Origin of the sequence: Corynebacterium drakensteinense, from assembly GCF_041224285.1 — a bacterium.
GTDB lineage: Bacteria > Actinomycetota > Actinomycetes > Mycobacteriales > Mycobacteriaceae > Corynebacterium.
The window spans coordinates 73,290-95,527 of record NZ_JAXOFP010000011.1; the positions used below are offsets into that span (position 1 = coordinate 73,290).

General features: G+C 57.1%; 19 protein-coding genes and 1 tRNA gene. 11 read left to right on the forward strand and 9 right to left on the reverse strand.

Features of this window, described 5'->3' with window-relative positions; all coding sequences use genetic code 11:
* Positions 1 to 26 precede the first annotated feature (26 nt).
* Positions 27 to 599 (forward strand): TetR/AcrR family transcriptional regulator, encoded by a 573-nt coding sequence (locus U1140_RS07695; protein WP_369846986.1) that lies wholly within the window; start codon positions 27 to 29, stop codon positions 597 to 599.
* A 54-nt stretch (positions 600 to 653) separates the two neighbouring features.
* Here the strand turns inward: U1140_RS07695 and mmsB are convergent, their stop codons facing one another.
* From mmsB to U1140_RS07715, 4 genes are all read right to left on the reverse strand, one after another.
* On the reverse strand, positions 654 to 1,550 hold the full coding sequence (mmsB, locus tag U1140_RS07700) for a 3-hydroxyisobutyrate dehydrogenase (protein ID WP_369846988.1): 897 nt from the start codon (positions 1,548 to 1,550) through the stop codon (positions 654 to 656).
* A gap of 45 nt (positions 1,551 to 1,595) precedes the next feature.
* Positions 1,596 to 3,110: a CoA-acylating methylmalonate-semialdehyde dehydrogenase gene (locus tag U1140_RS07705; RefSeq protein ID WP_369846990.1), complete on the reverse strand. Its 1,515-nt coding sequence runs from the start codon at positions 3,108 to 3,110 to the stop codon at positions 1,596 to 1,598.
* Between the two features lie 117 nt (positions 3,111 to 3,227).
* Positions 3,228 to 4,394 carry an acetoin utilization protein AcuC gene (locus tag U1140_RS07710; RefSeq protein ID WP_369846991.1) on the reverse strand — a complete coding sequence of 389 codons (1,167 nt, stop codon included), beginning with the start codon at positions 4,392 to 4,394 and terminating at the stop codon, positions 3,228 to 3,230.
* Complete coding sequence (locus U1140_RS07715) at positions 4,391 to 7,030, reverse strand: GNAT family N-acetyltransferase (protein WP_369846993.1); 2,640 nt, start codon at positions 7,028 to 7,030, stop codon at positions 4,391 to 4,393. Before U1140_RS07715 ends, U1140_RS07710 begins: the two co-directional genes overlap by 4 nt.
* Before the next feature lie 97 nt (positions 7,031 to 7,127).
* Between U1140_RS07715 and U1140_RS07720 the strand changes: the two genes are divergently transcribed.
* On the forward strand, positions 7,128 to 7,940 hold the full coding sequence (locus U1140_RS07720) for a serine hydrolase domain-containing protein (RefSeq protein WP_369847016.1): 813 nt from the start codon (positions 7,128 to 7,130) through the stop codon (positions 7,938 to 7,940).
* A 44-nt stretch (positions 7,941 to 7,984) separates the two neighbouring features.
* On the opposite strand, the gene U1140_RS07725 is transcribed toward U1140_RS07720, so the two are convergent.
* Positions 7,985 to 8,893 carry a CE1 family esterase gene (locus U1140_RS07725; RefSeq protein WP_369846994.1) on the reverse strand — a complete coding sequence of 303 codons (909 nt, stop codon included), beginning with the start codon at positions 8,891 to 8,893 and terminating at the stop codon, positions 7,985 to 7,987.
* Between the two features lie 417 nt (positions 8,894 to 9,310).
* Here U1140_RS07725 and U1140_RS07730 point away from each other — a divergent pair, with 417 nt between their 5' ends.
* Positions 9,311 to 9,715 carry a hypothetical protein gene (locus U1140_RS07730; protein WP_369846996.1) on the forward strand — a complete coding sequence of 135 codons (405 nt, stop codon included), beginning with the start codon at positions 9,311 to 9,313 and terminating at the stop codon, positions 9,713 to 9,715.
* Here U1140_RS07730 and U1140_RS07735 read toward each other — a convergent pair.
* From U1140_RS07735 to aceE, 3 genes are all read right to left on the reverse strand, one after another.
* Positions 9,712 to 9,975 carry a phosphopantetheine-binding protein gene (locus tag U1140_RS07735; protein ID WP_369846997.1) on the reverse strand — a complete coding sequence of 88 codons (264 nt, stop codon included), beginning with the start codon at positions 9,973 to 9,975 and terminating at the stop codon, positions 9,712 to 9,714. The genes U1140_RS07730 and U1140_RS07735 overlap by 4 nt on opposite strands.
* 52 nt (positions 9,976 to 10,027) lie before the next feature.
* Complete coding sequence (locus tag U1140_RS07740; RefSeq protein WP_369846998.1) at positions 10,028 to 10,729, reverse strand: DUF1707 domain-containing protein; 702 nt, start codon at positions 10,727 to 10,729, stop codon at positions 10,028 to 10,030.
* Positions 10,730 to 10,942: 213 nt separating this feature from the next.
* A complete protein-coding gene (gene aceE / locus U1140_RS07745; protein WP_369847001.1) occupies positions 10,943 to 13,714 on the reverse strand; it encodes a pyruvate dehydrogenase (acetyl-transferring), homodimeric type in 2,772 nt (923 codons plus the stop codon).
* Between the two features lie 254 nt (positions 13,715 to 13,968).
* On the opposite strand from aceE, the gene U1140_RS07750 reads away from it, so the two are divergent.
* The 8 genes from U1140_RS07750 (at position 13,969) to U1140_RS07785 (ending at position 21,805) form a co-directional block, all read left to right on the forward strand.
* The gene (locus U1140_RS07750; protein WP_369847002.1) at positions 13,969 to 14,412 is read left to right on the forward strand and encodes a DUF3052 domain-containing protein; all 444 of its coding nucleotides are present in this window, start codon (positions 13,969 to 13,971) and stop codon (positions 14,410 to 14,412) included.
* A 110-nt stretch (positions 14,413 to 14,522) separates the two neighbouring features.
* Positions 14,523 to 14,595 (forward strand) — tRNA-Val (locus U1140_RS07755).
* 289 nt (positions 14,596 to 14,884) lie between these two features.
* Entirely contained in the window at positions 14,885 to 16,534 is a 1,650-nt protein-coding gene (locus U1140_RS07760) for a SpaH/EbpB family LPXTG-anchored major pilin (RefSeq protein WP_369847004.1), read from the forward strand.
* Positions 16,535 to 16,717: 183 nt separating this feature from the next.
* Positions 16,718 to 17,716 carry a class C sortase gene (locus U1140_RS07765; RefSeq protein ID WP_369847005.1) on the forward strand — a complete coding sequence of 333 codons (999 nt, stop codon included), beginning with the start codon at positions 16,718 to 16,720 and terminating at the stop codon, positions 17,714 to 17,716.
* Entirely contained in the window at positions 17,706 to 18,548 is an 843-nt protein-coding gene (locus tag U1140_RS07770; RefSeq protein ID WP_369847006.1) for an LPXTG cell wall anchor domain-containing protein, read from the forward strand. The genes U1140_RS07765 and U1140_RS07770 overlap by 11 nt, the downstream gene beginning before the upstream one ends.
* A 93-nt stretch (positions 18,549 to 18,641) precedes the next feature.
* Positions 18,642 to 20,747, forward strand: a complete 2,106-nt coding sequence (locus U1140_RS07775) for a prealbumin-like fold domain-containing protein (protein ID WP_369847007.1) — start codon at positions 18,642 to 18,644, stop codon at positions 20,745 to 20,747.
* A gap of 28 nt (positions 20,748 to 20,775) precedes the next feature.
* Positions 20,776 to 21,570 (forward strand): class E sortase, encoded by a 795-nt coding sequence (locus tag U1140_RS07780; protein ID WP_369847008.1) that lies wholly within the window; start codon positions 20,776 to 20,778, stop codon positions 21,568 to 21,570.
* Positions 21,571 to 21,652: 82 nt separating this feature from the next.
* Complete coding sequence (locus tag U1140_RS07785) at positions 21,653 to 21,805, forward strand: hypothetical protein (protein ID WP_369847010.1); 153 nt, start codon at positions 21,653 to 21,655, stop codon at positions 21,803 to 21,805.
* A 148-nt stretch (positions 21,806 to 21,953) separates the two neighbouring features.
* On the opposite strand, the gene U1140_RS07790 is transcribed toward U1140_RS07785, so the two are convergent.
* Entirely contained in the window at positions 21,954 to 22,118 is a 165-nt protein-coding gene (locus U1140_RS07790) for an LPXTG cell wall anchor domain-containing protein (RefSeq protein WP_369847011.1), read from the reverse strand.
* Positions 22,119 to 22,238: the final 120 nt, after the last annotated feature.

The window sequence follows — 22,238 nt, forward strand, 5'->3', positions numbered from 1 at the left end:
TCGAACTCCTTGCGTAAGATGTGGCTATGAGGCAGGCAAAACTACCAGCGCGGGATCGAATTCTGGAATGTTCACGAGCACTATTTAGCGAGCACTCGTTCGATAAAGTTTCTTTGCGTGATATTGCTTCGCAGGCGGAAGTTTCCGTCGCGCTCATCGTCAAGCATTTTCAGAACAAAGAACACTTGTTTGTGGAGACGATTGATTTTGCTGTGTCTTCAGCTGCGTTATTTTCTGGCTCGTTTGAGAACTTGGGCCGAACTGCCGTAACTGAGACATTGACGGCGCCTTCCACAGCGCATTACTCCATTGCCCGGATCATTTCGATCGCAAACGGGCAACCTGGAAGTTTGCATGCGATTGGAAAACGCATAAAAGCGGACGTTTTGCAGGTGTTGACTAAACGCATCGCTGAAGAATCACCCAACGCCATGCCTAAGCCTGAGCTGCGTGCGCAGGCTGCGATGGCACTGTTGGTGGGGCTTTCGGTGATGCGCCGCTTTGGGGATACCGATTTTGCCACCTATACCTTTGATGAATTGGTGACGTACTACGGTTCCCAGGTACAAGATATTCTCGACGGGAATGCTGCGTGCTAGCAGGCAAACGCAGCGTAGTAGCAGGAAAAAGCTACGTACTAGCGCCCCAGGCGATTAGGATTTCTTCGCATCGCGTACCCGTTTGATGATCGCCGAGAAATCTAGTGAGCCGTTGCCTTCCTCGACAAAGTCTGCAAAAAGCTCCGTTACTTGCGAGCCGAGCAACGTTTCGGTGCCGGTTTCTTGTGCCGAGACCATCGCCAGGTTGAGGTCTTTGAGCATCAACGCGGACGAGAATCCTGGCTGGAAGTCTCTATTTGCGGGAGAGTTTGGCACGACTTCTGGCACCGGACAGTTCACCGAGAGTGACCAGCTGTTTCCGGTGGCATTCGAGACCACATCGTAGAACGCTTGATGGCTCAAACCGAGCCGCTCACCCAGCACCAGTGCCTCGGCCAATACTGTTTGCTGCACGGCCAAGATCATGTTGTTGCAGGCTTTGACGGCTTGGCCTGCTCCAGCTGGCCCGCAGTAAGTATGTGTTTTGCCCATCACGGTAAACAGCGGTTCTGCCTGCTGGAAATCTTTTTCCGGCCCGCCAACCATAAAGGCCAGTTGCCCCGCCTCGGCTCCTGTGACACCACCCGAGACCGGTGCATCGATGAACGCTGAGCCACGAGAACTCACGAGTTCGGCGAGTTCACGCGCTTCCGATACTGCGATGGTGGAGGAATCGATGCACATTTCTGGCTGTGCACCGGCTTCAAATGCTTCGGTGAGCACGTTTTCGACGAGCTCACCGTTGGGCAACATCGTCATAATGATATCGGCAGATTTGCTGGCCTGTGCGACGGTATCGAAGACCTGCACTCCGGCCTGCTCGGCGGCTTGTTTTGCTTCTTCCGAGACATCAAAACCGCGGACGGTATAGCCGGCTTGAGCTAGCTGGGCAGACATCGGACCGCCCATATTTCCTAGTCCGATGAATGCGATCGTGGGGAGAGTAGACATGGGTTCCTCCTAGAGTTTTCTACGGTCTGAATCCATCACCGGAACTTAATCCATCACCGGCATGGAAAATTCTGGACCGCCCGCAGCTTCGTTGCCGGGCCACCGGCTGGTGACGGTTTTTGTCTTGGTGTAGAAGCGGAATGCATCCGGGCCGTGTTGGTTGAGGTCTCCGAAACCAGATGCCTTCCATCCACCGAAGGTGTGGTAGGCGATGGGCACTGGGATAGCGACGTTGATGCCGACCATGCCGACTTCGACGCGGGCAGCAAATTCACGCGCGGAGTGACCGTTGTTGGTGAAAATCGCCACGCCGTTGCCGTATTCATGCTCACTCGGTAGTGCCAGGGCGTCTTCGAAGGAGTCTGCACGCACCATCGTGAGCACGGGACCGAAAATTTCTTCGCGATAAATAGCCATCTCTGGGCTCACGTTGTCGAAAAACGTCGGGTGTAGGAAGAAGCCATCGGCAAGATCGTCGCCATCGTATTCCCCGAGACCGTCTGCTTTGCGGCCATCTACAACCAGCTCGGCGCCCTCGTCAACCCCGCGGTCGATATAACCGAGCACGCGCTGTTTCGCTTCGGCGGTGACGAGTGGACCGTAGTCAGCATCCGGATCCAAAGAATGGCCGACCTGCAGTTCCGGTATTTTCTTTTCGATCGCAGCACGCAATTTCTGCGCGGTGTCTTCACCGACTGGAACGACAACGGACAGCGCCATGCAGCGTTCACCCGCCGAACCGTAGGCTGCTCCGACGACGGCGTCAGCAGCGGCATCGATGTCGGCATCAGGTAACACGATCGCGTGGTTTTTCGCGCCACCAAAGCATTGGGCGCGCTTGCCAGTGGCTGCGCAGCGTTCGTAGATATATTGTGCGATCGGGCTCGAGCCGACGAAGCCGATGGCTTTAATCGTCGGGGAATCCAGCAGGGCATCGACGGCTTCTTTATCGCCGTGGACGACGTTGAATACTCCCGGTGGTCCTCCTGCTTCGAGGAATAGCTCTGCCAAGTGCACCGGCACTGAAGGGTCGCGTTCAGAAGGCTTGAGGACGAAAGCGTTACCAGCTGCCAGTGCTGGGCCGGCTTTCCACAATGGGATCATCGCGGGGAAGTTGAACGGCGTGATGCCCGCGACGACGCCGAGTGGCTGGCGCATGGAATAGGTATCGATGCCGGGGCCGACATTGGTGGAGTATTCACCTTTGAGCTGGTGCGGAGCCCCTAAGCAGAATTCGAGTACGTCGGTACCGCGGCTAATATCGCCCTTGGCATCCGGGAAGGTTTTCCCGTGTTCCAGGGAGAGTTGTCGGGCGAGCTCATCGTGGTGCTCGTTGATCAGCTGGATCCAGCGCATCAGCACGCGCAGGCGCTTTTGTGGATTCAATGCTGCCCAGCCGGGCTGCGCTTGTGCTGCATCGTCGATCACCGTGTTGACGTCTTCGGTGCTAGCGAGCTCGACTTCGGCCTGCACCGTGCCTGTCGACGGGTTATACACTGGGGAAGTCTTGTTGCTGGTTCCTGATTGGCGGCGTCCACCATAAAAGTGTTGGATATTCATATTTCCTCCTTGTGTGAACTGGATCTCAATTTGTGTTGTTGTAGATCCTATTGGGAGGTTGCGGGTTTCGCAGCAGGTGAATGAGATTTACCCCACTTAGTGTGGGTGACAAAATGATTATGCGTAGGGCTGTAGACCCCAGTAGGGAAAAATAGTCCGCGAGGTGGCCACAAGCGCGGGGCAGGGGCGCTCAACCAGGTGTCGAAACGGCTGATAGCTGTAGATATTCTCGTCCACCGCATCATCGCCCAGAAGAGGCTGGACCTGCATCCCGATAGCGCGCGCCCAGTCTGTGGGCAGCGGCGCGTGTCGATCAAGCTCCACGCCTGCCACCGCAGCCAGCAGTTGTGTCCATGCGCGCGCCACGGAGTCTTTGTGATAGCCCCCGCCACCGAGCGCCACCCACTTTCCGGCGCAGAATTTATCTGCCCAAGCAGCTAAAGACCGGTAGGTAAGAGACAAGGCGTCGATGCTGATTTCAAGGTCGGCGAGCGGATCGGCACGGTGCGGGTCAGAACCGTGTTGGGTAATCAAAACTTGCGGCCGAAATTTTTCTAGCACCAGGGGAATGATCGCGTGTGTGGATTGTAGCCATTCCTCGTCGGCTGCATTTTTGGATAAAGCGATGTTGATGGCGGTGCCTTGCGCGCCGCTTCCGCCGATATCGTGCGCATGGCCAGTACCAGGAAACAGGTACAGCCCGGATTCGTGCACGGAGATTGTGAGCACGTTGGGATCATCCCAAAAGATTTGCTCCACGCCGTCGCCGTGGTGGGCATCGAAATCGAGGTATGCGATGCGGGATGCACCATGGTCTTGCAGCCACTTGATGGCGACTGCTGCGTCGTTGAACATGCAAAAACCACTCATCGTGGTGGAGGTGGCATGGTGCAAACCACCGGAGAGGTTCACCGCGCGCTGTCGTTTTCCCTCCCAGACGGATTGCGCGGCAGCAACCGTCGCTGCCACTACGCGATCAGCAACCACAGCTAGTTCGGGAGATACCGGGTTGTCTTGCGTGCCGAGCCCAAAAGCTGCGTTGGGCAGACCTTGCCGCGCAGCGGAAATATAGTCCGGGCTGTGCACCCTTTCTAAATCCTGACCAGCAGATTCAGGTGGGGCAGTGACGTCGAAAAGCGGGAGAACGGAAAAATGATCCGCTAACCGTAGGGCAAGGCTGACACGATCCGGCCCCATCGGATGATCGCGGCCCAGGTGATAGCGGTCAAGGTTGCCATCGGAAAACAGCAGCGGCTTCGTGCTCAGTGTGGGCGCTGTCATCATGTCTGCTCCCGGATATGCGTTGTCAGTGCCCGCGCTCCCGGATCGCGTTGGTGCGGCGGGGTGATAGAAAGGTGCGCGCCGGCAACCACGGTGCGTTGCTGCGAGGAGATCACCGGCGAGAGCACGAGCTGGGAGATTTCGGGGTGCTCATCTTTGAGCTTGGCGACGGCGACCACGAGCGTTTCCAGCGATGCGCGGTGAGCAGACCGCAGAATAGGCGCGGCTCGCAGACGGTCACAGACCTCCCGGGCGTCGGCAAGGCTCAGCGGTGGAACGGCCCACTGCACATCGCCGAGCACATCACTAGCGATACCCGAAATACCGACGTTGATGATGGGCCCGAGCTTGATGTCCTCGAACGCGCGGATCGTCAGGGTAGGGCCAGGTGAGACCGTCTTTTGCACGATCGGTGCCAGCTGGTTGATGCTCATGCCGTGCTCGGCGCCCATAGTTGCCAAGGTTTCCCAGGCGTGGTGCAGCTCAGCGTGGTTGTGGATGTGGCGGGTGACCGGCACCAGGTCGGGGCGAGAGCGCACTGCGGGATTCGTCGCGCGCACGACGACATCCCAGCCAAGTTGTTCCGCAGCGCGTAGTGCTTCAGCAACGTGGGAGGCGGGATAGCTTGGTAGTACGTCGATGCCATAGTGCGCCAGGACGCGGGCGGTTTCCTCCGCGCTTGCCACCCGACCTTCGGCAGGTGAAGCGAGAATTTGCGACTCTGGGCTGCCGCTAGTTTCTACCGGTAGAACTGCTTGTCGACGGTGCTGGCTGGCATAGATATGTGACAGTGCTTCGAGTCCATCTGCGTAAGTAGACACCACGGGCAACTGGCCCATCGCTTCGGGTTGCTCGTCACTCGACGACGACAGCGACGACTGCGACGGCGACGACTGCGACAGCGACGACGGCGGTGTGGTAGTGGCAGTGTCATTTGCCTGCGAAAATCCCACAAAATTCGCCACCAACGGTTTGTTCGTTTCTGCAGCGATACGCTCGAGTTCTTCTCGAATCTGGCGGTGGCACGTTCCGATCTCGACGACGGCAACGACAACGGCATCAACGTCGGAGGAATCCAACGCGCGGGAGACTTCGTCGACAAGCAACGCTGGTGCGTCTTCTGGCGTGACACACGCGGCGGGGGCAAGTTGGAATCTGCGGGCGGCGCTTGTCATGTGCTGGACCAAACCAGCCGAATTAGATACCACCGCCACCCGTCGGCCAGCAATCAGTGGTTGGCGCGCAAGTATGTGGGTAATGGCAAACATGACATCGCGCCGGGCGACCACCATGGCTCCGGTTTGGCGCACAACCTGGTCGAAATACTCTGTAGAGTCCGCCTTTGCTGCCTCAGCAGAATCTGGCGCCGGAGCCTCAGCAGAAGCTGGCGTCGGATCCTCAACCGCATCATCCGTGGCTGTCACAGCACGCCCAGGGTTAAAGACGACGACGTGTTTGGATAAAGCCAAGCGGCGCAACACCCGAAAAAATTTGCGCGGATTACCAATGCGGTCTAGCGAGAGCAGACAGATCTGCGTCGCATCATCCGTGGACCAGTACTGCATCATGTCATTGGCAGTAATGTCGGCGAATGCGCCTGCCGCGAGGAAGGAGCTGATCCCACAGTTGTGGGCGATGGCCAGCGACAACGTGAGAGCGGCGACGCCAGAAGACTGCGTGAAAATCCCCACTGTGCCAGCTCGCGGCATGGGCGCTGGGGTGGTGTTGAGACGGTGCTCGGCTGCAGTGTTGATGACGCCGAGGGAGGCGGGACCGAGGATTCTCAAGCCAGCTGCACGTGCATAGGCGACTATCGCGCCAGCTTCTTCGGAGCTCATCTGTGGAGAGGTGCCCTGGGAGGGGAAGATGATTGCCGCGGCGTTGTGCTCGGTTGCACTGTCAATGGCGCGGTGTAGTTGTTGCGTGCGGTGCTCGGCCTTCTGGATGCCGACGACGCTAGGGTCTGCGCTAAAAAGGCCTACTTGTGTGCGGGTAGCTGACGGGCTGGGGAGTGGCTGCAAGATTTGGCGTATGGAATTTGCCTCGGCGCGCAGCTCACGGCGCAGCATGACTTCGCGGGAATCCGCAGTAGCGGCGATGGTGAAATCCACGGTGATGAAGCCGTCGGAAAGCTCCGGGCGCACGCTATAGCCAGCCCGGCGAAAAACTTCTTTCATCGCGCGGTTGTGCGGCAGCATCTGCGCACAAAAGCGGTCGATGTTGTGTTCGCGGCCGATTTGGGCAAGGTGTTCCAGCAAAATATTTGCTACGCCCCGGCCGTGGTGGGCATCTTGGACTAAGAAGGCGACGTCGCCGATGCACTCGGTGCTGTGCTGGTCGGAGCCGCCGTGGGTAATCACCTGGTACCCGGCGACGGCAATGATCTGGGATCGATACACCAACGCCAGGTGCACCTGGGAGTTGCCGTCGGAATTGAGCCATTGCTCTAGTTCGGCTGTGGTGAGTTCGGGATGCGAATTGAAAAAGCGCAGGTATTTCGATTCTGCGGAGACCCCGGCATAGAACTGCAGTAGGTTCTCGCGATCAGTGGGAAGGATCGGGCGCAGCACTGCGATGGCGCCGTCCGCAAGAACGATGTCGGCTTCCCACGTGGTATTGGCACCCAAACTGTGTTCCATATTAGTACTGTAAAGCAGTTCGCGAGTTGCCGCAGGAAAATCATCTGCTCGAGCGCATAAACTAGATGCCATGAACTCAGCACACACACCGCACAACGTGGAATCGTTCGAGAAAATTGCCGACTGGCCGGCCGATAACGTCGCTGCCGCGCTGCTTTACGACGGTGAACTCACCCAGAGCGTAGGCGAGCAGGATCGTGTGTTCGCCGTAGCCTCGGTGACCAAGCCGGTGGCGGCTTATGGCTTTGCGATGGCGATCGAAGAAGGCGTGTTTGGCTTGGATACCCCGGCTGGCCCGGAGGGGTCCACCGTGCGCCATTTGCTCGCACACGCCAGCGGGGTGGGGCAAGATGCGGAGAACCCAGACCGTGCGCCGGAAGAGCGCCGTATCTATTCCTCCGCCGGCTTCGAGATTCTGCAGGACAAGCTCGAGGTCGAGACCGGAATGGGTTTTGCCGAATACCTTGAGCTGGGGTTATTTGAGCCATTGGGGATGAGCCGCACGAAACTGCAGGGCTCTGCCGGTTATGCCTTGGAAACCACTGCCGCAGACCTGGTGCGGTTCGTCCAGGAGGTGCTGGACCCGCAGCTGTTGGATCCGTCGACCGTCGACAAGCTGCTCACCCCGCAGTTCGCTGACCTGCGCGGCATCGTGCCTGGTTATGGTATGCACAAGCCGTGCCAGTGGGGGCTAGGTTTTGAGGTGCACGGCAGCAAAGAATCGCATTGGATGGGCAGCGCGCTGCCGGAGAATACGGTGGGGCATTTCGGCATGTACGGCTCGTATATCTGGTTGGTGCCGGAGAAAAAGATCGCGCTGGTCGCCCTGACAGACCGCGAGTTTGGCGACTGGGCCAAGCCACTGTGGGCAGAGACGAACGACGCGATCTGGCAGGAGCTAGCGCAGTAAGACTAATGCTGGCTGGTTAAAGCTGGCTGATTAATGTCGGCTGTTTAAAACTGGCTCTGGAAAAACTCCCACACCAGCACGTTTGCGTTGGGAGCTGCCGTAAACCAGGTGTGGCCGTTGTTCGCTTGCGGGCTGACCATGGTCGAGAATTCGGTTGCGGCTAGGCAGTCGCTGCCAGAGATCGTGTGCGCGCCGACGACCCAGTTGTTATCTGCGGCCTCTGGTGCGCAACCGTTGCGCGCGGCGAATTCGTCGAAGACTTGCCGTGCGGCTTTGTAGTGCCCGCCGTGACCATTGGCGCCACCGTGAATGTTGATGATGTGATCATCCTGGTGGTGCATCAGCAGAGTTGGCACGGGCGCGTGTTCGACACAGTTGGAGACCGTCGCGTCGTAGTAGGCGCCGGCCGCGCTGGCGACGCCGTCGACAAGATCCGGTGCGTGACAAGCCAGGTTGAGGGCTGCACCGCCGCCGTTGGACAATCCCGTGGCATAGATGCGGTCGGTATCGACGTGGTAGTTGGCGCTGAGGTCAGCCACCAGCGCGCGGGCGAAGGCAACATCATCGTCGGTGGTTTGCGCTGCGTAGTGCGGCCCACCCCAGGCCGGTTTGCCCTTGAATTTGTCGACAACGCCTTGCGGGTAGGCAACGATTGCTTCGGTGCCGACCGCGTGGTTGAGCAGGGCTTGGTCGCGGAAGACCTGCGCATCCGTCCAGGCACCCGAATACCCTAGTACGACGGGGTAGGCGCGGGCTGGATCATAGTTGGCCGGTAGGTCGAGCAAGTAGTGACGCGGGGTTCCGTTCACATCCACGGTGCGGGTGCTCGGCGCGGGCGCGGCCTGTGGGGCTTGTTGGGGTTGCGCCTGGCTTGCTGGGGTGGCGATGGCGAGCAGGCCTCCGAGGGCTCCGGCAGCGAACGCGGTGCCGAGAGTGCGGAACGATATTTTCATGAGCGCTTAGCCTACTGCAGATTTTTAGCGTTGACTAGACCGCGGGCGGGCGATCGCGGGTTTTGTGATCAAGGTGTAAAAGTTAACTAGTGGGATTACAGTGATGTAAGTTGCTGAACTGCGGTGATGGAAAAACCCTCAAGTGAGACTTGATTAAACGGGGGTTAAAGATGATGTTGAGGGTTGCCCCTGGGGTGGGTGGGGTAGTTGAATCGACTCTGGCGCAAGCGAGTGCGAGCACGTTGGGGAAGACGATGCTCGTCTGGCACCACATTCTGCATGCGCGCTTGGCCACGAGGCTGCCATGATGGTTTCATGACGCTGTGGAATCATCGAGCGTGACATGCGGGCATCACCTGGGCAAATAGAGTCGCGGGTGGTGGGTGTTATGCACTATCGAAGGGCTGTGACCTGCAGATGGCATTACTCGCATCTATTCGCCAGCCCGCGCAGTCGTGGGCTGCCCCAACGTCGGCAGGTGAAGACACTGCCGTGAAGTTGGCGCCTGGTTATAGTCAGGCCGTCGTGCTTGTCGACGCTATGCCCAGGCGGTTTCGGCCTGCCGTCGAACGCGCGATGGCAGTGTGCCTGCGCTCTGATCCGGTGGATGCACCGTTCGGGGCAGACCCGCTGACCGCTGATTGGTGCACGCGCTGGGTACGTGAGGCCCACTGTAATACTCACTGTGATGGGGAAGTCACGGTTGGGTGCAAGCAGCCGATTTGCGCGCCGACGAGCGAGTTACTGCAGCTGCGCGCGATGCTAGAGAAGCTCGGCAAGTATGGCAGCTTCAGTGCTCGGGTGGAGATTCAGCAGGATTAGTGGGCCGTAGCGTCGTTAGCTGTGGCGTCGATATAAGAGACCACGTCGGACACCGTCGTCCAGCTGCGCACGGTGTCTTCTTCGAGGCGTACTTTAAACTCGTCTTCGATCTTGACGACGAGTTCGATCATAGATAGCGAGTCAATGGCCAGATCGCGCAGTTGTGCATCGCGGGTGATGTCGTCGGTTTCGGCCGCGCTGGCGTCGTCAAGCAGTGGCACCAGGCGGGTGAAGGTGTCGAGTTTATCGGCAAGATCCATGCCGCCAGTCTAGACCAGTGGTGGGGTGGGTTGCGCCTGGCAATCCACCGAGTTACAGCTGCAAACGCTCTCGCCACGTGCGGCGGCGCCCAGGCCGTTTTACGGTCACAGTCGATCCCGTAACCGCCCCGGTGAGGATTACGCGCGGGGCCTGCGGGTTCGGGGTGGTCTGGAGGATATCGAAGGTTGAGGCGAGATTATTCGCTAAGCGATTTTCTACAGGAACCCCTTCGGGAGCGATGATGCGGATCGTCGCCATCCGGGCTGTGATGTTGAACTCCACGAAGAGGGAATCTGCACGCGCCTGGCGCAAATCGATAAGCAGTGTGCCAGCATTCACCACGAATTCCTGTCGCTCAGGTACTCGCCAGTCTCCCGTGAGCTCGATCGTGCCGAGGGTAGTCTTCAACGGCACCGGAGAAGAATATTGGCCATAGCGAGCGGGGCCGTGACTAGGTGTAGGGGCAGGGTGATAGCGAGCAGGACCGTGACCAGCTGCAGAACCGTGGCCAGGTGCAGAGCCGTGACTAGGTGCAGCTCCAGGTCTATGACCAGGGTGAAGCCCGGCACCTACGCCCGGCCCAACCTGGCCCAGGTAATCCCGGCGAATGGAATCCAGCACGTCCGCGGATTCGCACGACCACACGATGCCCAACAAATAATCGAATTGTTTGATGTTGATCCGGCCCGTACCTACCGCGCGGGTGAGCTCGTCCTGCACCTGTTGACGCTGTTTGTCCGACGGACTCGACATGTTTTCACCAACCCAAGATCTGCAACCAAGCCGGAACGAGACAATCCCGGCACGTGCAAAACAATACCTGCCGTCTCAGATTAAACGCACTAAACCCCGGCCAGAAACCGAATTCCAGCCGGGGCAGGTGCTAGGCGCCGAGGTAGAGCCCGCACGCAGCGGATTCCAACCTAGCCGGGCCCGCACACAGCGGACGCCAGTTACAGCTACAAACTACGCCTTGGTTGGGTCATCCAAGTGGAACTTCTTGGCGGCCTTCTCGGCAACCTCTTCGTCCACGGTGCCTTCCTTCGCCAGGTTCAGCAGGGTAGCGACGACGATCGATTCGGCGTCGATGTTGAAGTAACGACGTGCAGCCTCACGGGTATCGGAAAATCCGAAGCCGTCGGCGCCCAGTGCGGTGTAGGTGCCTGGCACGTATGGGCGCAGCTTCTTCTGCAGGTCGGTGCCGAAGTCGGAAACACCAACGAATGGGCCGTCGAAGCCTTCCAGCTGCTTGGTGACGAATGGCTTTTCTGGGTTGATCTTGCCCTGCTGCAGCGCTTCTTTGTTGCGGGCGGCAGCTTCGCGGGCCAGCTCGATCCAGGAGGTCACGGAGAACACAGACGCCTTGACGTCAAATTCTTCGGCCAGGATCTTCTGTGCGCGCAAAGCCTCAACCATGCCGACACCGGATGCCAGGATGTTCGCCGGAATCGAGCCGGATTCGGCGGTGTTGTAGTGGTAGATGCCGCGGTGCAGGCCTTCGACGTCCAGGTTTTCTGGCTCGGCAGGCTGATCCATTGGCTCGTTGTAGACGGTGAGGTAGTAGATGACATCCTCGCCGCCTTCTGGGCCGTACATGCGGTCGATACCACGGTGGATCAGGTGCGCGATCTCGTAGGCAAACGCTGGGTCGTAGGTCACCACAGCCGGGTTGGTGGCAGCCAGCATTGGCGAGTGGCCGTCCATGTGCTGCAGGCCCTCACCGGTCAGGGTGGTGCGGCCGGCGGTGGCTCCGATCAAGAAACCACGTGCCATCTGGTCGCCGGCGGCCCAGATTCCGTCGCCGGTGCGCTGGAAGCCGAACATCGAGTAGAAGATGTACAGCGGAATCATCGGCTCACCGTGGGTGGCGTACGAGGTGCCAGCTGCGGTAAACGATGCCACCGAACCGGCCTCGTTGATGCCCTCGTGCAGCATCTGGCCGTCCTTGGCCTCGGTGTAGGACAGCATCAGGTTGTGGTCCACCGGCACGTAGTTCTGGCCGTGCGGGTTGTAGATCTTCAGGGTTGGGAACCAGGAGTCCATACCGAAGGTCCGGGCCTCATCCGGGATGATTGGAACGACGCGCTTGCCCAGTTCCTTATCGCGCATCAGCTCTTTGAAGGTACGCACCAGCGCCATGGTGGTAGCGACCTGGTTCTTGCCGGAACCCTTGCGCACGCTGCGCAGCTTGTCCAGCGGTGGCACCTCGATCGGGCTGTACTTCGCACGACGCTCCGGCAGGTAACCGCCGAGTTCTTTACGACGCTCCAGCATGTACTTGATTTCGTCGGAGTCTTTGCCGGGGTGGTAGTACGGCGGCAGCGCTGGGTCTTTCTCCAGCTCTTCGTCGCTGAACGGGATGCCCTGCTTGTCGCGGAACAGCTTCAGGTCATCCAAGCCGATCTTCTTCATCTGGTGCGTGGCATTGCGGCCTTCGAAGTTGTGGCCCAAGCCGTAGCCCTTGATGGTCAGAGCCAGGATGGCGGTCGGGCGGCCGTCCTTCTTCTCGGTGGCGCGCTTGTAGGCGGCGTAGATCTTGCGGTAGTCGTGGCCACCGCGGCGCAGTGCCCAGATTTCGTCGTCAGACATGTCTTCGACCAGTTTGGCGGTGCGCTCGTCGCGGCCGAAGAAGTGCTCCCGCACGTAGGCGCCATCGTTGGCCTTGAAGGTCTGGTAGTCGCCGTCGGCAGTGTTGTTCATGATGTTGACCAACGCGCCGTCTTTATCGGCGGCGAACAGTTTGTCCCATTCGCGGCCCCAGACGATCTTGATGACGTCCCAGCCGGAGCCGAGGAAGAACGATTCCAGCTCCTGGATAATCTGCGAGTTACCGCGCACTGGGCCGTCGAGGCGCTGCAGGTTGCAGTTGACGATGAACGTCAGGTTGTCCAGGCCGTTCAGGGCAGCGAAGTGCACCAGACCACGGGATTCGGCCTCGTCCATTTCGCCGTCACCAAGGAATGCCCAGACGTGCTGCTTGGAGGTGTCTTTGATGCCACGGTTTTCCAGGTACTTGTTAAAGCGTGCCTGGTAGATGGCGTTCATTGGGCCCAGACCCATGGACACGGTAGGGAACTCCCAGAACCAGTCCATGCCCTTCGGGTGTGGGTAGGAAGGCAGGCCGTTGTTCGGGCCACGAGAGACTTCTTGGCGGAAGCCGTCGAGGTCTTCTTCGTCCAGGCGGCCTTCCAGGAAGGCACGGGCGTACATGCCCGGCGAGGCGTGGCCCTGGAAGAAGACTTGGTCGCCACCGGATGGGTGGTCTTTGCCTTTGAAGAAGTGGTTGTAGCCGACCTCGTAGAGCGGGGCTGCGCCGGCGTAGGTGGAGATGTGGCCGCCGACGCCGATGCCTTCACGCTGTGCGCGGTGCACCATTACCGCGGCGTTCCAGCGCATCCAGCGGCGGTAGCGCTTCTCGATTTCTTCGTCGCCCGGGAATTCTGGTTCCTGGTCGGTGGGGATGGTGTTGACGAAGTCCGTCGAGGTCAACGACGGCAGCGGCACACGCTTGGCCGAGGCGCGTTCCAGCAGGCGCAGCATCAGGTAGCGCGCGCGGTCGGACGAGGCGTTTTCTAGCAGACCGTCGAGCGAGTCCATCCATTCCCGGGTCTCTTCCGGGTCCTGGTCATTGAGGTAGGAGGCAACGCCGTCCCGGATGAGTGGGTGGTTGGATTCGTCGCTGCCGAAATCCTGCGCGGGGTTTTTGTTGTTTACAGAGTTGTCGGATTGATCCGCCATTGTTGTTCTCCTTGCACAGATAATTGGCACCATTTAGCGGCACTACTTACGGAATCTGGGGCCGCCGGGGTGGGGCCGCCAGTGGCTGCGGTAGCGCGCGGGTGTGTGGGATCCATGCTACCCGCCCTCCTCGATAGTTGAACAACCCTAAGCAAATCGCACGAAAAGCCGCACATTCGCGCTCATTCGTTGTAGGGTGTGGCTTGTAGCTGTTATCAAGCTGTATTCGAGAAACATCAGGAAGGATTAACACAGTGGTAGACATTCCGGGTGGCGACGAGCGCACCCAGGATCTTGCACAACGTCTTGGAATCGAAAAAGGCATGGTGGTGCAAGAAGTTGGTTGGGACGAAGACTGCGACAGCAGCATTTCCGAAGCCATTGAGGATGTAATTGGCGAGGAGTTGTTGGATGCAGAGACCGACGAGCTTTGCGACGTCGTCTTGCTGTGGTGGCGGGAAGAAGATGGCGATCTAGTCGACGGTTTGGTGGACTCGATTACTCCGCTTGCCGACGGCGGCTGCATCTGGTTGCTCACCCCTGGCGCGCAGAAGCCGGGCACTGTGGAACCTGGTGTGATCTCTGAGTCTGCGCAGCTGGCTGGAATGGTGCAGACGAAGGCAGATCGCTTCGGTGACTGGCAAGCCTCGTGCTTAGTGGGCCGTGGCTATACCAAGTCCAAAGGCGCTGCTGTTTAAGCCTATATAACTAACTTGATATAACTCCATAAAATGGCCATTACGCTGGCGATTTGCCAAATATTATGGTGGTCATGTTATGGTAATCCAGTACCTCACACAGAGGGAAAGCGGCTTTAGCTCAGCTGGAAGAGCAACTGGTTTACACCCAGTAGGTCGGGGGTTCGATCCCCTCAGGCCGCACAGCATACGGACCGGGAACCGAAAGGTTTCCGGTCTTTGCGTTGCGCGTGGGTGGGGTGATTGGCGGGGTTAAATCGTGGGGGTATTTTGCCTTCGATTGTTCAACGATCTTGTTATTGGGTAAGCGAAACTTTAATATTCTCATCGATGACTGCATTGGGTAGTCATTGAATGATTTGAATTCACTTGACACTGCTGAGAAGGCAGGGAAGAGCCTGTTTCCGTCGATAGGGAGATTCTGGTCCTTTCGTTTCCTTAGCGTCGGTGTTCTTGTTTGAAAGGACCTAACATGGCAAAAGCCATTTCTAAGCCGTTGGCTCTCGCAGTTGCAGTGGGATTGACACTCGGTGGATCGTTCGGTGCTGGCGCTCCTGCGTTTGCGCAGGGGGATGCGCCTAATCCAAACGAAGGCCTGCCGGCCGGTGTCACTGAAGAAGATTTGGTCGATGGTGCTCGGCAAATCCTTCCTGGCGCTGCCGCTATCCCATCCGGAGATAACTTCACCTTGACTCTGCATAAGCGTTTGAATGCTCAGTCGCTGCGCGATGCAACGGGTGAAATCGATTCTCAGGCTAGTGGTACGCCATTACCAGGGGCGAAATTCAAGATTGAGCGCTTAGAAGGTGACATTCGCACGCAGGCTGGTTTGCGTGATTTGGTGAAAAAGACCAACGACTTCAACTCTAACGCGAACCGCACAGCCGGTAACAAGCCAGCTACCGCCGGGGGTAGTGAGCAAAATGGCGAAACGAATGAGCAGGGTGAACTGTCGTTTTCGAAGCTCCCTGCAGGTGCGTACTACGTTGAAGAAACCGGTACACCTAGAGGCATCAATGAACAAGGCTTTGTAGCGAGCAAACCATTCATTGTCCTGGTGCCAATGGTGAACGAAGCTGGTAATGGGTGGAACTCTAACGTTCACGTGTACCCCAAGAACTCTGCGGTTTCTGTCACAAAGCAAGTAGTAGATGCCGACAAGCATGCTGAAATTGACGGAGTTGAGGGCCGCACTGGTCAGCGAAGCACTGTCACTTATACGCTGGAAGGGATTGTACCGGGCGCACCTGAAGGATCTGAACTTAAAGAACTCATGATCCGAGACTCATTCGACAGCAGTGAGTTAAAACTTCCTGAAAATTTCGCCCCAAAGGTTGAGCGTATTCCTGGAGGAACGGGTCCAGCTGAAGCAATTGACACGGCTTCGTACACAGTAAACACGAACGCAGATTTGCCAACAAATACTCAGAATCGTGCCGAAGGTGCAGACAAAGCTTTCAGCATTACTTTTGCTGATCCAGCGGCGGCTGGACTGCAAGCAGGCGACAAGGTCCGCATCACCGTGGAAGCCACGCTGCTGAACGCACCTGATCAAGATATTGAAAACAGTGTGGATGAGTCAGGATTTTTCCGTGGCCCAGATGGGGACCAGAAATTCGAAACACCCAACGACAAAGTGGTTACATACGTTGGAAATATTCGCGTCATCAAAGAAGATGAAAACAATAACGAGGTTAAGCTCGCCGGAGCAGAATTTGGCCTAGCAGACTGTAAAACTCCTGACAATTACATCCAAAAAGGTGTAACTGGAGAAAACGGAGAATTGACCTTCGAAGGTATTCACGTCTCTGATTGGATCAACAATGAAGCTCCAGCAGACACTGTCAAATACTGCTTGACCGAGCTTAAAGCTCCAGATGGCTATATCAAGACTGCCGACAAGCCTTACGAAATAACGCTTAGCCGTGAGTCTAAGGAACTCGTTGACCGGGATGGCCAGACGATTCGTCGTGTTTCCTTGGAAATCACTAACCTTCCGGACACCGAACGCCCAATCCTCCCATCGACCGGTGGCATGGGTATCCTGCTCGTAGCTCTGCTTGGTCTCGGAATCATCGCCGGTGGTGTTTACGCCGCTCGTCGTAACTCCGCAAAGGCCTAATAGCTTTAGGAGCTTCAGCGTTTTCTTCACGCGAAGGGTGCAATCGCATTGATTGCCCCTTCAAACGAAGATAACTTTACGCCCGACGCATCGCGCATCGGGTTTAAGTGAACTTAAAATAACTATTCAACATAAAAATTTCATTAATTTAGCCTTATTTAGAAAGACCGGGGTTCCACTGTAATGACCCTTGCTACCCGTCAAACCACGGCGCCACCAAAGCCAGAAGAAACGTCTGTGTTTCGCCGCGTCGTCGTGCCGGCATTGATCATTTTGGTGGGAATTTCGGTTCTCTTATATCCGGTGGTTTCCACCCAGTGGAATAACTACATTCAGCGCAAAGTTGTCGAAGACTACAGCTCGCAGATTCAAGACCTCCCCGAAGAACAGCTGAATGCAGCCATCAACGCAGCACACGAATACAATGAGACTTCCGTCGGCGGGCCAATCCTGGACCCGTGGCTGGCTCGGGTGTCTGAGGATAACCAGGATTATCTGCGTTATATGGACCAGCTTTCTGGGCTTCCTGCGATGTCACAAGTGTCGATTCCATCCATCGAATCTTCCTTACCGGTCTATCACGGCACGACGGAAGAAGTGTTGCAAAAAGGCTTGGGCCACCTGTACGGCACTTCGTTGCCAGTTGGTGGGGAAGGCACCCATTCGGTTATCACCGGGCACACCGGCCTGACGACGTCAACGATGTGGGATAACCTCATCGATATGAAAGAAGGTGACGCGATTTATGTCAACACCTTCGGCCAGAAAATGAAGTACCAGGTGACTTCCACAGAGGTAGTGCTCCCACACGAGACAGAAAGCCTGGCCCAGCAACCAGACAAAGATCTCATTACTTTGATCACCTGTACGCCGTATGGGGTGAACTCCCACCGCTTGCTTGTTCACGCTGAGCGAGTACCGCTGGATCCCGAAGACGACTCTGCATTCAACCAGAAAAACGCCATCTTGCAGTGGTGGATGTGGGCCCTGCTGATCGTCGCACTGCTGGCCATCGCGTTTTTGCTGCACTGGATCCGCAAAGAACGTCGTAAAGCAGCCGCTAACAATGGTGATGGTGACGATGAGCAAAGCGCAGAAGATGTCGCAGGCGTAGCCATGAACAAGAATGTGTCATCTCGTAACAACAAACCAGCACCTGGAAGGCATCGTCGTGGCAACTAGTTTTCGATGCTTTTGCCTGGCGGCAACCGTGGCGGCATCTGTGGCGTTTTCTGCACCGGTTTCGCTTGCCGACGAACGCGTGATCACTGGTAACGATCAAAACTTGTCCGCAGACGAAATGGAAGCGAAGCGCGAACAAACGCTGAACATCAAAAAGGTGCCGCGGAATCCGCATGATGATCCGATACCGGGGGAAAAGCCTTACGGCGGGGTGGAAGGGCTAACGTTCCGCCTATCCAAGGTGCAGGGCGTCGACGTGACCACGACTGAAGGTCGCGAGTCGGCCAAGAAATACACCGTTCAACGTGCACGGCATGAAGGATTCAGTGAAACCCGTGAAGCGAAGACTAACGCTGACGGCGTTGCGGTATTCGAACAGCTTGGCCCTGGGCTGTACTTGATTGAAGAATTCGCACCCGATGAAGACCACGAGTGGCGACTATCCCGCCCGCAATTGGTCATCTTGCCGCTTGGCGACGTCATGGGCGAGAACTTCAGCTATGACAACGTATTGGTGACGAAGCCTGATCCAGGGGAGACGCCGTCAACGACTCCACCGGGTACCCCGCCGGAGGAACCAGGAACACCACCAGGTACACCGGAAAAGCCAGGCGATCCGGGGACTCCTCCGAGTAAACCGGGGGAACCCGGCGGCCCAGAAGGACCAGACGCTCCCGATTCTAATGGGGAGCGACCTGATGGCGGAGATACCGAACGCCCGCGTGATGGAGTGTTGGCAGTTACCGGTGCGAACGTGATTTGGGCGTTGCTAGCTGGCGTCGCACTGATCGTACTGGGAATTGTGCTCATGCGTCGTCGTAAGCACAACTAAATATGCTTTAATGAGCAAAAACCCCACGCTTGGGCGCGCAGGTAAAAACCTACAAGCAGGCCCTGGCGAGCCGTAACGGACGGACACAAAAACATGGACCATCAGGCCCTGCTCGCATCTGTCAGATATGCACTGGTAACCAGCGCGAGCTTGTTGATTGCAATTGCCGTTACTGTTGGTGTCACAGGTCTGGTGTCGCCGCAGAAGGCACGTGCCGAGGACACGGTTGAAGAGGCTCAAATAACCGAGGCGGAATCACCGGATGAATCAGCCGTGGAAAGTACCGTGGAGCCAGGCGCACTTGTACCAGCAGAAGAACCTAGCCCGGTAAATACGGACACCGAACTACCGGTGGAATCATTGCCTGATTTTGGTGAAGAAGGAAATGCAGGTCAACCTAGGGGAGCTGGTGCGGAAATGGACGATGGTCTCGAGTGGTTTGCTGCACCCATAGCAGGCGAGCGGCGTTTAGATATGTCGCCCGCGAGGTTCTTTTACAACCGGGGCCGCGGTGGGGTGACAAGCCTTGTTCAAGGGCTGAAGGCTCAAAGAGAGCTGAAGGTAAAACGAATCCGTATTGCTTTCACCCGGACAGATGCGCAGGATAACCGGATCCTTGAGGTAAATGGCGCTCGCTTTAGCAAAAATAGAGAAGTTTGCAGGGGCCGCAATGTCACGACGGAACGGTTCGGAAACAAAGTCATTGAGTTTGATGTCTCTCGTTGCGGCATCAATATTTGGGAAGGCTCTAACGACGAGCTGCGTGTCGAGAATATTTCACTCTCTGGAGGCGGCAACGTTCCTCCAGATGCCTTCGCGATGAATGTTTGGGTCGATGATGTTTTTGATCACGGGGATCCACGTGAATGGAACAAGGATGTAGAAAATGGGAAGTTGACCACCATTATTGAGCCCGAGGATCGGCTAGAGAACTCCCACGTGTTGATGACCCGCACCATTACACAGGATGCGAAAATCTCGGGTCCGTTCATCGCCCGCGTGCAAAACCAAAACGGATTCGACGTCGACGGCGGACAAGCACCAGCGGAACTACGCATCATTGGCCCGGATGGTAGGGAGATATTTTCTAAACAGATTAACGCAAATGCGGGCCACGCTGCAGCAGTTGAAGGAGGCAACGGTTGGGGCGGTATCGATTTTAAGGAACAACGGGAGTTCACCGTGCCGGCAAGCTCGCGCGTGGAAGTAGATATGTATTTGCACGGACGCAATAAGCATGGACGGAACCTAAAAGAACCGAATAAGCGATCACCGCTGGGCCCAGGGGCGCTTGAGTTTCGAACCGAAATACTGGAACAACGACGCCAGTTGTGCGTGCAACCCGACAAAACGGCATCGGTAACTGGGTTCCGGCTGTCGGCTAAGAAAAATATAAGCGGCACGATTAGCGGTGTTCAGTCCCTTCGTTTCGGTACCGGAAATGAAGCCGAAGAGATCACGGCCCGTTACGAAACCAACATTGATGGTCTACAGCTTTCTGGAACATTCGCCACTGCCGTAACACAACCTACAGGCGGGCAAGGAGCGGAAGGATCGCCGAAACCTTTCTGCGTTGATTTTTCATTCAACGCAGACCGGACCGTGCCAGAAAACGAAGTGGAGAAGTACTTCGGCCTGGAGCTGGATTATGCACTGATTCAGTTCGAAGCTAGGGCCTTCGACTATGACGAGCGTGACAGCGAGAATAAAACCACATTGGTGGGCGCGAAATTTGCCGTGTACGCAGCAAAGAGCGCTGATGATCCCGCTGCAGGCGAACATGCGGATCAACCTGATTGGGACAAGCGTGTGTGGAGCAGTGATCAAGCAGAAACTGCGATGTTGACTCCTGGCATCTACTACCTTGTAGAAGAACAAACCCCACAAACTACAAGACCAACGCTGCAGGCGCAGGTCGATGCGCAAGACTATTCTTTGCTTCCCGGGCCAATCCGGTTTGAACTTACCTATGGCGAAGGAAGCAACAACGGCTTCGGCATCAATGTTCCTTCATCGGCTGAAGCTCCCTTTGTGCTGAGTGCTCGAGTCGAAGATGGTCGTGCGATTATGGATATCGGAAACATCACCCGTGGCGAGATGCCGCTTACCGGTGGCCGTGGTGTCTGGGGATGTGTGGTCGCTGGTCTACTGTTGTTGGCAGTTGGTGGGTTAGCTACGCAGCGGCGTCGGCAAGCATAAAGCTCACACATTAGGCATTGGAGAACGCATGAAACCTGAGCCGTTTAGTTTCCGGCGATTGTTGGGCGAGATCCTGCTGACCGCCGGGCTGTTCATCGTATTGTTCGTGTTTTATGAAGCATTCTGGACGAATGTGAAGTCAGGGCAGCTGCAGGCGCAAGCCAATGAGCGCATGGAGCAGCACTGGAAGGAGACCGGTGGCGGCGTGCCGGGCGACGGTGTTGCTGAACTGGATAACGGGCAAGCGTTTAGTCGGATCTATATTCCGCGGCTGGGTGCCGATTATGAATACGCGGTGTTGGCGGGGACTTCGCAGGACATCTTGGCTGCTGGCCCGGGGCATTATGTGGATACGCAGGGGCCAGGCGAGATCGGCAACTTTGCGATTGCTGGGCACCGCATCGGGCAGGGGGCGCCTTTTGTGCACCTGGAAGACTTGCATGCGTGCGACGCCATCGTCGTCGAGACTGCTACGCAGTGGATCACCTATCGCGTGTTGCCCCTAGACGGCGTGCATGGGGGAGATGTGCCGGTGGGGGCTGAGTGTTTTCATGAGGAGCAACGCGCCAAGCTCGCTGATGAGTACTCTGGCATTGCCGGGCGGCATATCACGCACCCGGGCGATGTTGGAGTGATTGCGCCAATCCCTGGTGTCGATCTGAGCCAGGAAGGTGCACCGGTGGCGAGTGAATCGATGGTGACATTGACGACGTGCCACCCGTGGTTCTCGAATAGTCACCGCATGATTGTGCACGCGATGGAAGTTGAAGCCCTGGACAAGGCGAGTGGGCAGCGCCCGGCGGCGTTGGATGAGGCTGTTTAGATCTTGGGGCCTGGCCGATAAGGCCGCCTGGGGTGGGCCGAGCTAATAGGATGAGCGACGCAGAAAGATAATGAGGTGAGGTATGTATCGCGGATTGTGGAATTTGCTGCCGGGTGGCGTGGTAGTGAAAACTCTGCTCGCTGTGTTGCTCGCGGTGGGGGCATTTTTCCTGTTGATGGAAGTGGTGTTCCCCTACGTTGCAGAGCTGATGCCGTACTCGGACGTGGCGGTGTAGTTCGTTTTCTATACGGGGTTTTCCACAGCGGAGGAATCTAGCTTGCAACTCCGATACATAACAAAGCCCTTCTCCTAGAGTTTGACAGCGTTGCTCAAGAGAAGGGCTATGTGGTTCGTTGTTATGCGGTCTGGTCTGTGGTCATTAGCTAGGCGTTACGTCGCCGCAATCCAAAGAATCCTACGGCTATTAAGATCGCACCGGCAAGTGCCCAAGGAATGACACCAACACCACCGGTCTTGGGGATTACGCCGGTCTTGATATCTGCAACCTGCATAACCATCAGCTCGCCTTCGCCTTTCGTACGTATCAACGGGTTGAAGTGTACTGGGTTTTGTTCCTAGGCATTTACCCTATTTTCCATTATTTCCCGAGACTCATCTTGTTCCCAAAACGCGTCTTCAACCTCAACCGGGGTTCGGTACCCCAAGCT

Bases quoted from the DNA above. Each gene is read 5' to 3' on its own strand.
- U1140_RS07775 (WP_369847007.1), top strand. From the start codon at position 18,642: ATGGACCATCAGGCCCTGCTCGCATCTGTCAGATATGCACTGGTAACC.
- U1140_RS07735 (WP_369846997.1), bottom strand. From the start codon at position 9,975: ATGGATCTTGCCGATAAACTCGACACCTTCACCCGCCTGGTGCCACTG.
- U1140_RS07725 (WP_369846994.1), bottom strand. From the start codon at position 8,893: ATGAAAATATCGTTCCGCACTCTCGGCACCGCGTTCGCTGCCGGAGCC.
- U1140_RS07705 (WP_369846990.1), bottom strand. From the start codon at position 3,110: ATGAATATCCAACACTTTTATGGTGGACGCCGCCAATCAGGAACCAGC.
- U1140_RS07695 (WP_369846986.1), top strand. From the start codon at position 27: ATGAGGCAGGCAAAACTACCAGCGCGGGATCGAATTCTGGAATGTTCA.
- U1140_RS07710 (WP_369846991.1), bottom strand. From the start codon at position 4,394: ATGATGACAGCGCCCACACTGAGCACGAAGCCGCTGCTGTTTTCCGAT.
- U1140_RS07765 (WP_369847005.1), top strand. From the start codon at position 16,718: ATGACCCTTGCTACCCGTCAAACCACGGCGCCACCAAAGCCAGAAGAA.
- mmsB (WP_369846988.1), bottom strand. From the start codon at position 1,550: ATGTCTACTCTCCCCACGATCGCATTCATCGGACTAGGAAATATGGGC.
- U1140_RS07780 (WP_369847008.1), top strand. From the start codon at position 20,776: ATGAAACCTGAGCCGTTTAGTTTCCGGCGATTGTTGGGCGAGATCCTG.
- aceE (WP_369847001.1), bottom strand. From the start codon at position 13,714: ATGGCGGATCAATCCGACAACTCTGTAAACAACAAAAACCCCGCGCAG.
- U1140_RS07730 (WP_369846996.1), top strand. From the start codon at position 9,311: ATGGCATTACTCGCATCTATTCGCCAGCCCGCGCAGTCGTGGGCTGCC.
- U1140_RS07740 (WP_369846998.1), bottom strand. From the start codon at position 10,729: ATGTCGAGTCCGTCGGACAAACAGCGTCAACAGGTGCAGGACGAGCTC.
- U1140_RS07760 (WP_369847004.1), top strand. From the start codon at position 14,885: ATGGCAAAAGCCATTTCTAAGCCGTTGGCTCTCGCAGTTGCAGTGGGA.
- U1140_RS07715 (WP_369846993.1), bottom strand. From the start codon at position 7,030: ATGGAACACAGTTTGGGTGCCAATACCACGTGGGAAGCCGACATCGTT.
- U1140_RS07785 (WP_369847010.1), top strand. From the start codon at position 21,653: ATGTATCGCGGATTGTGGAATTTGCTGCCGGGTGGCGTGGTAGTGAAA.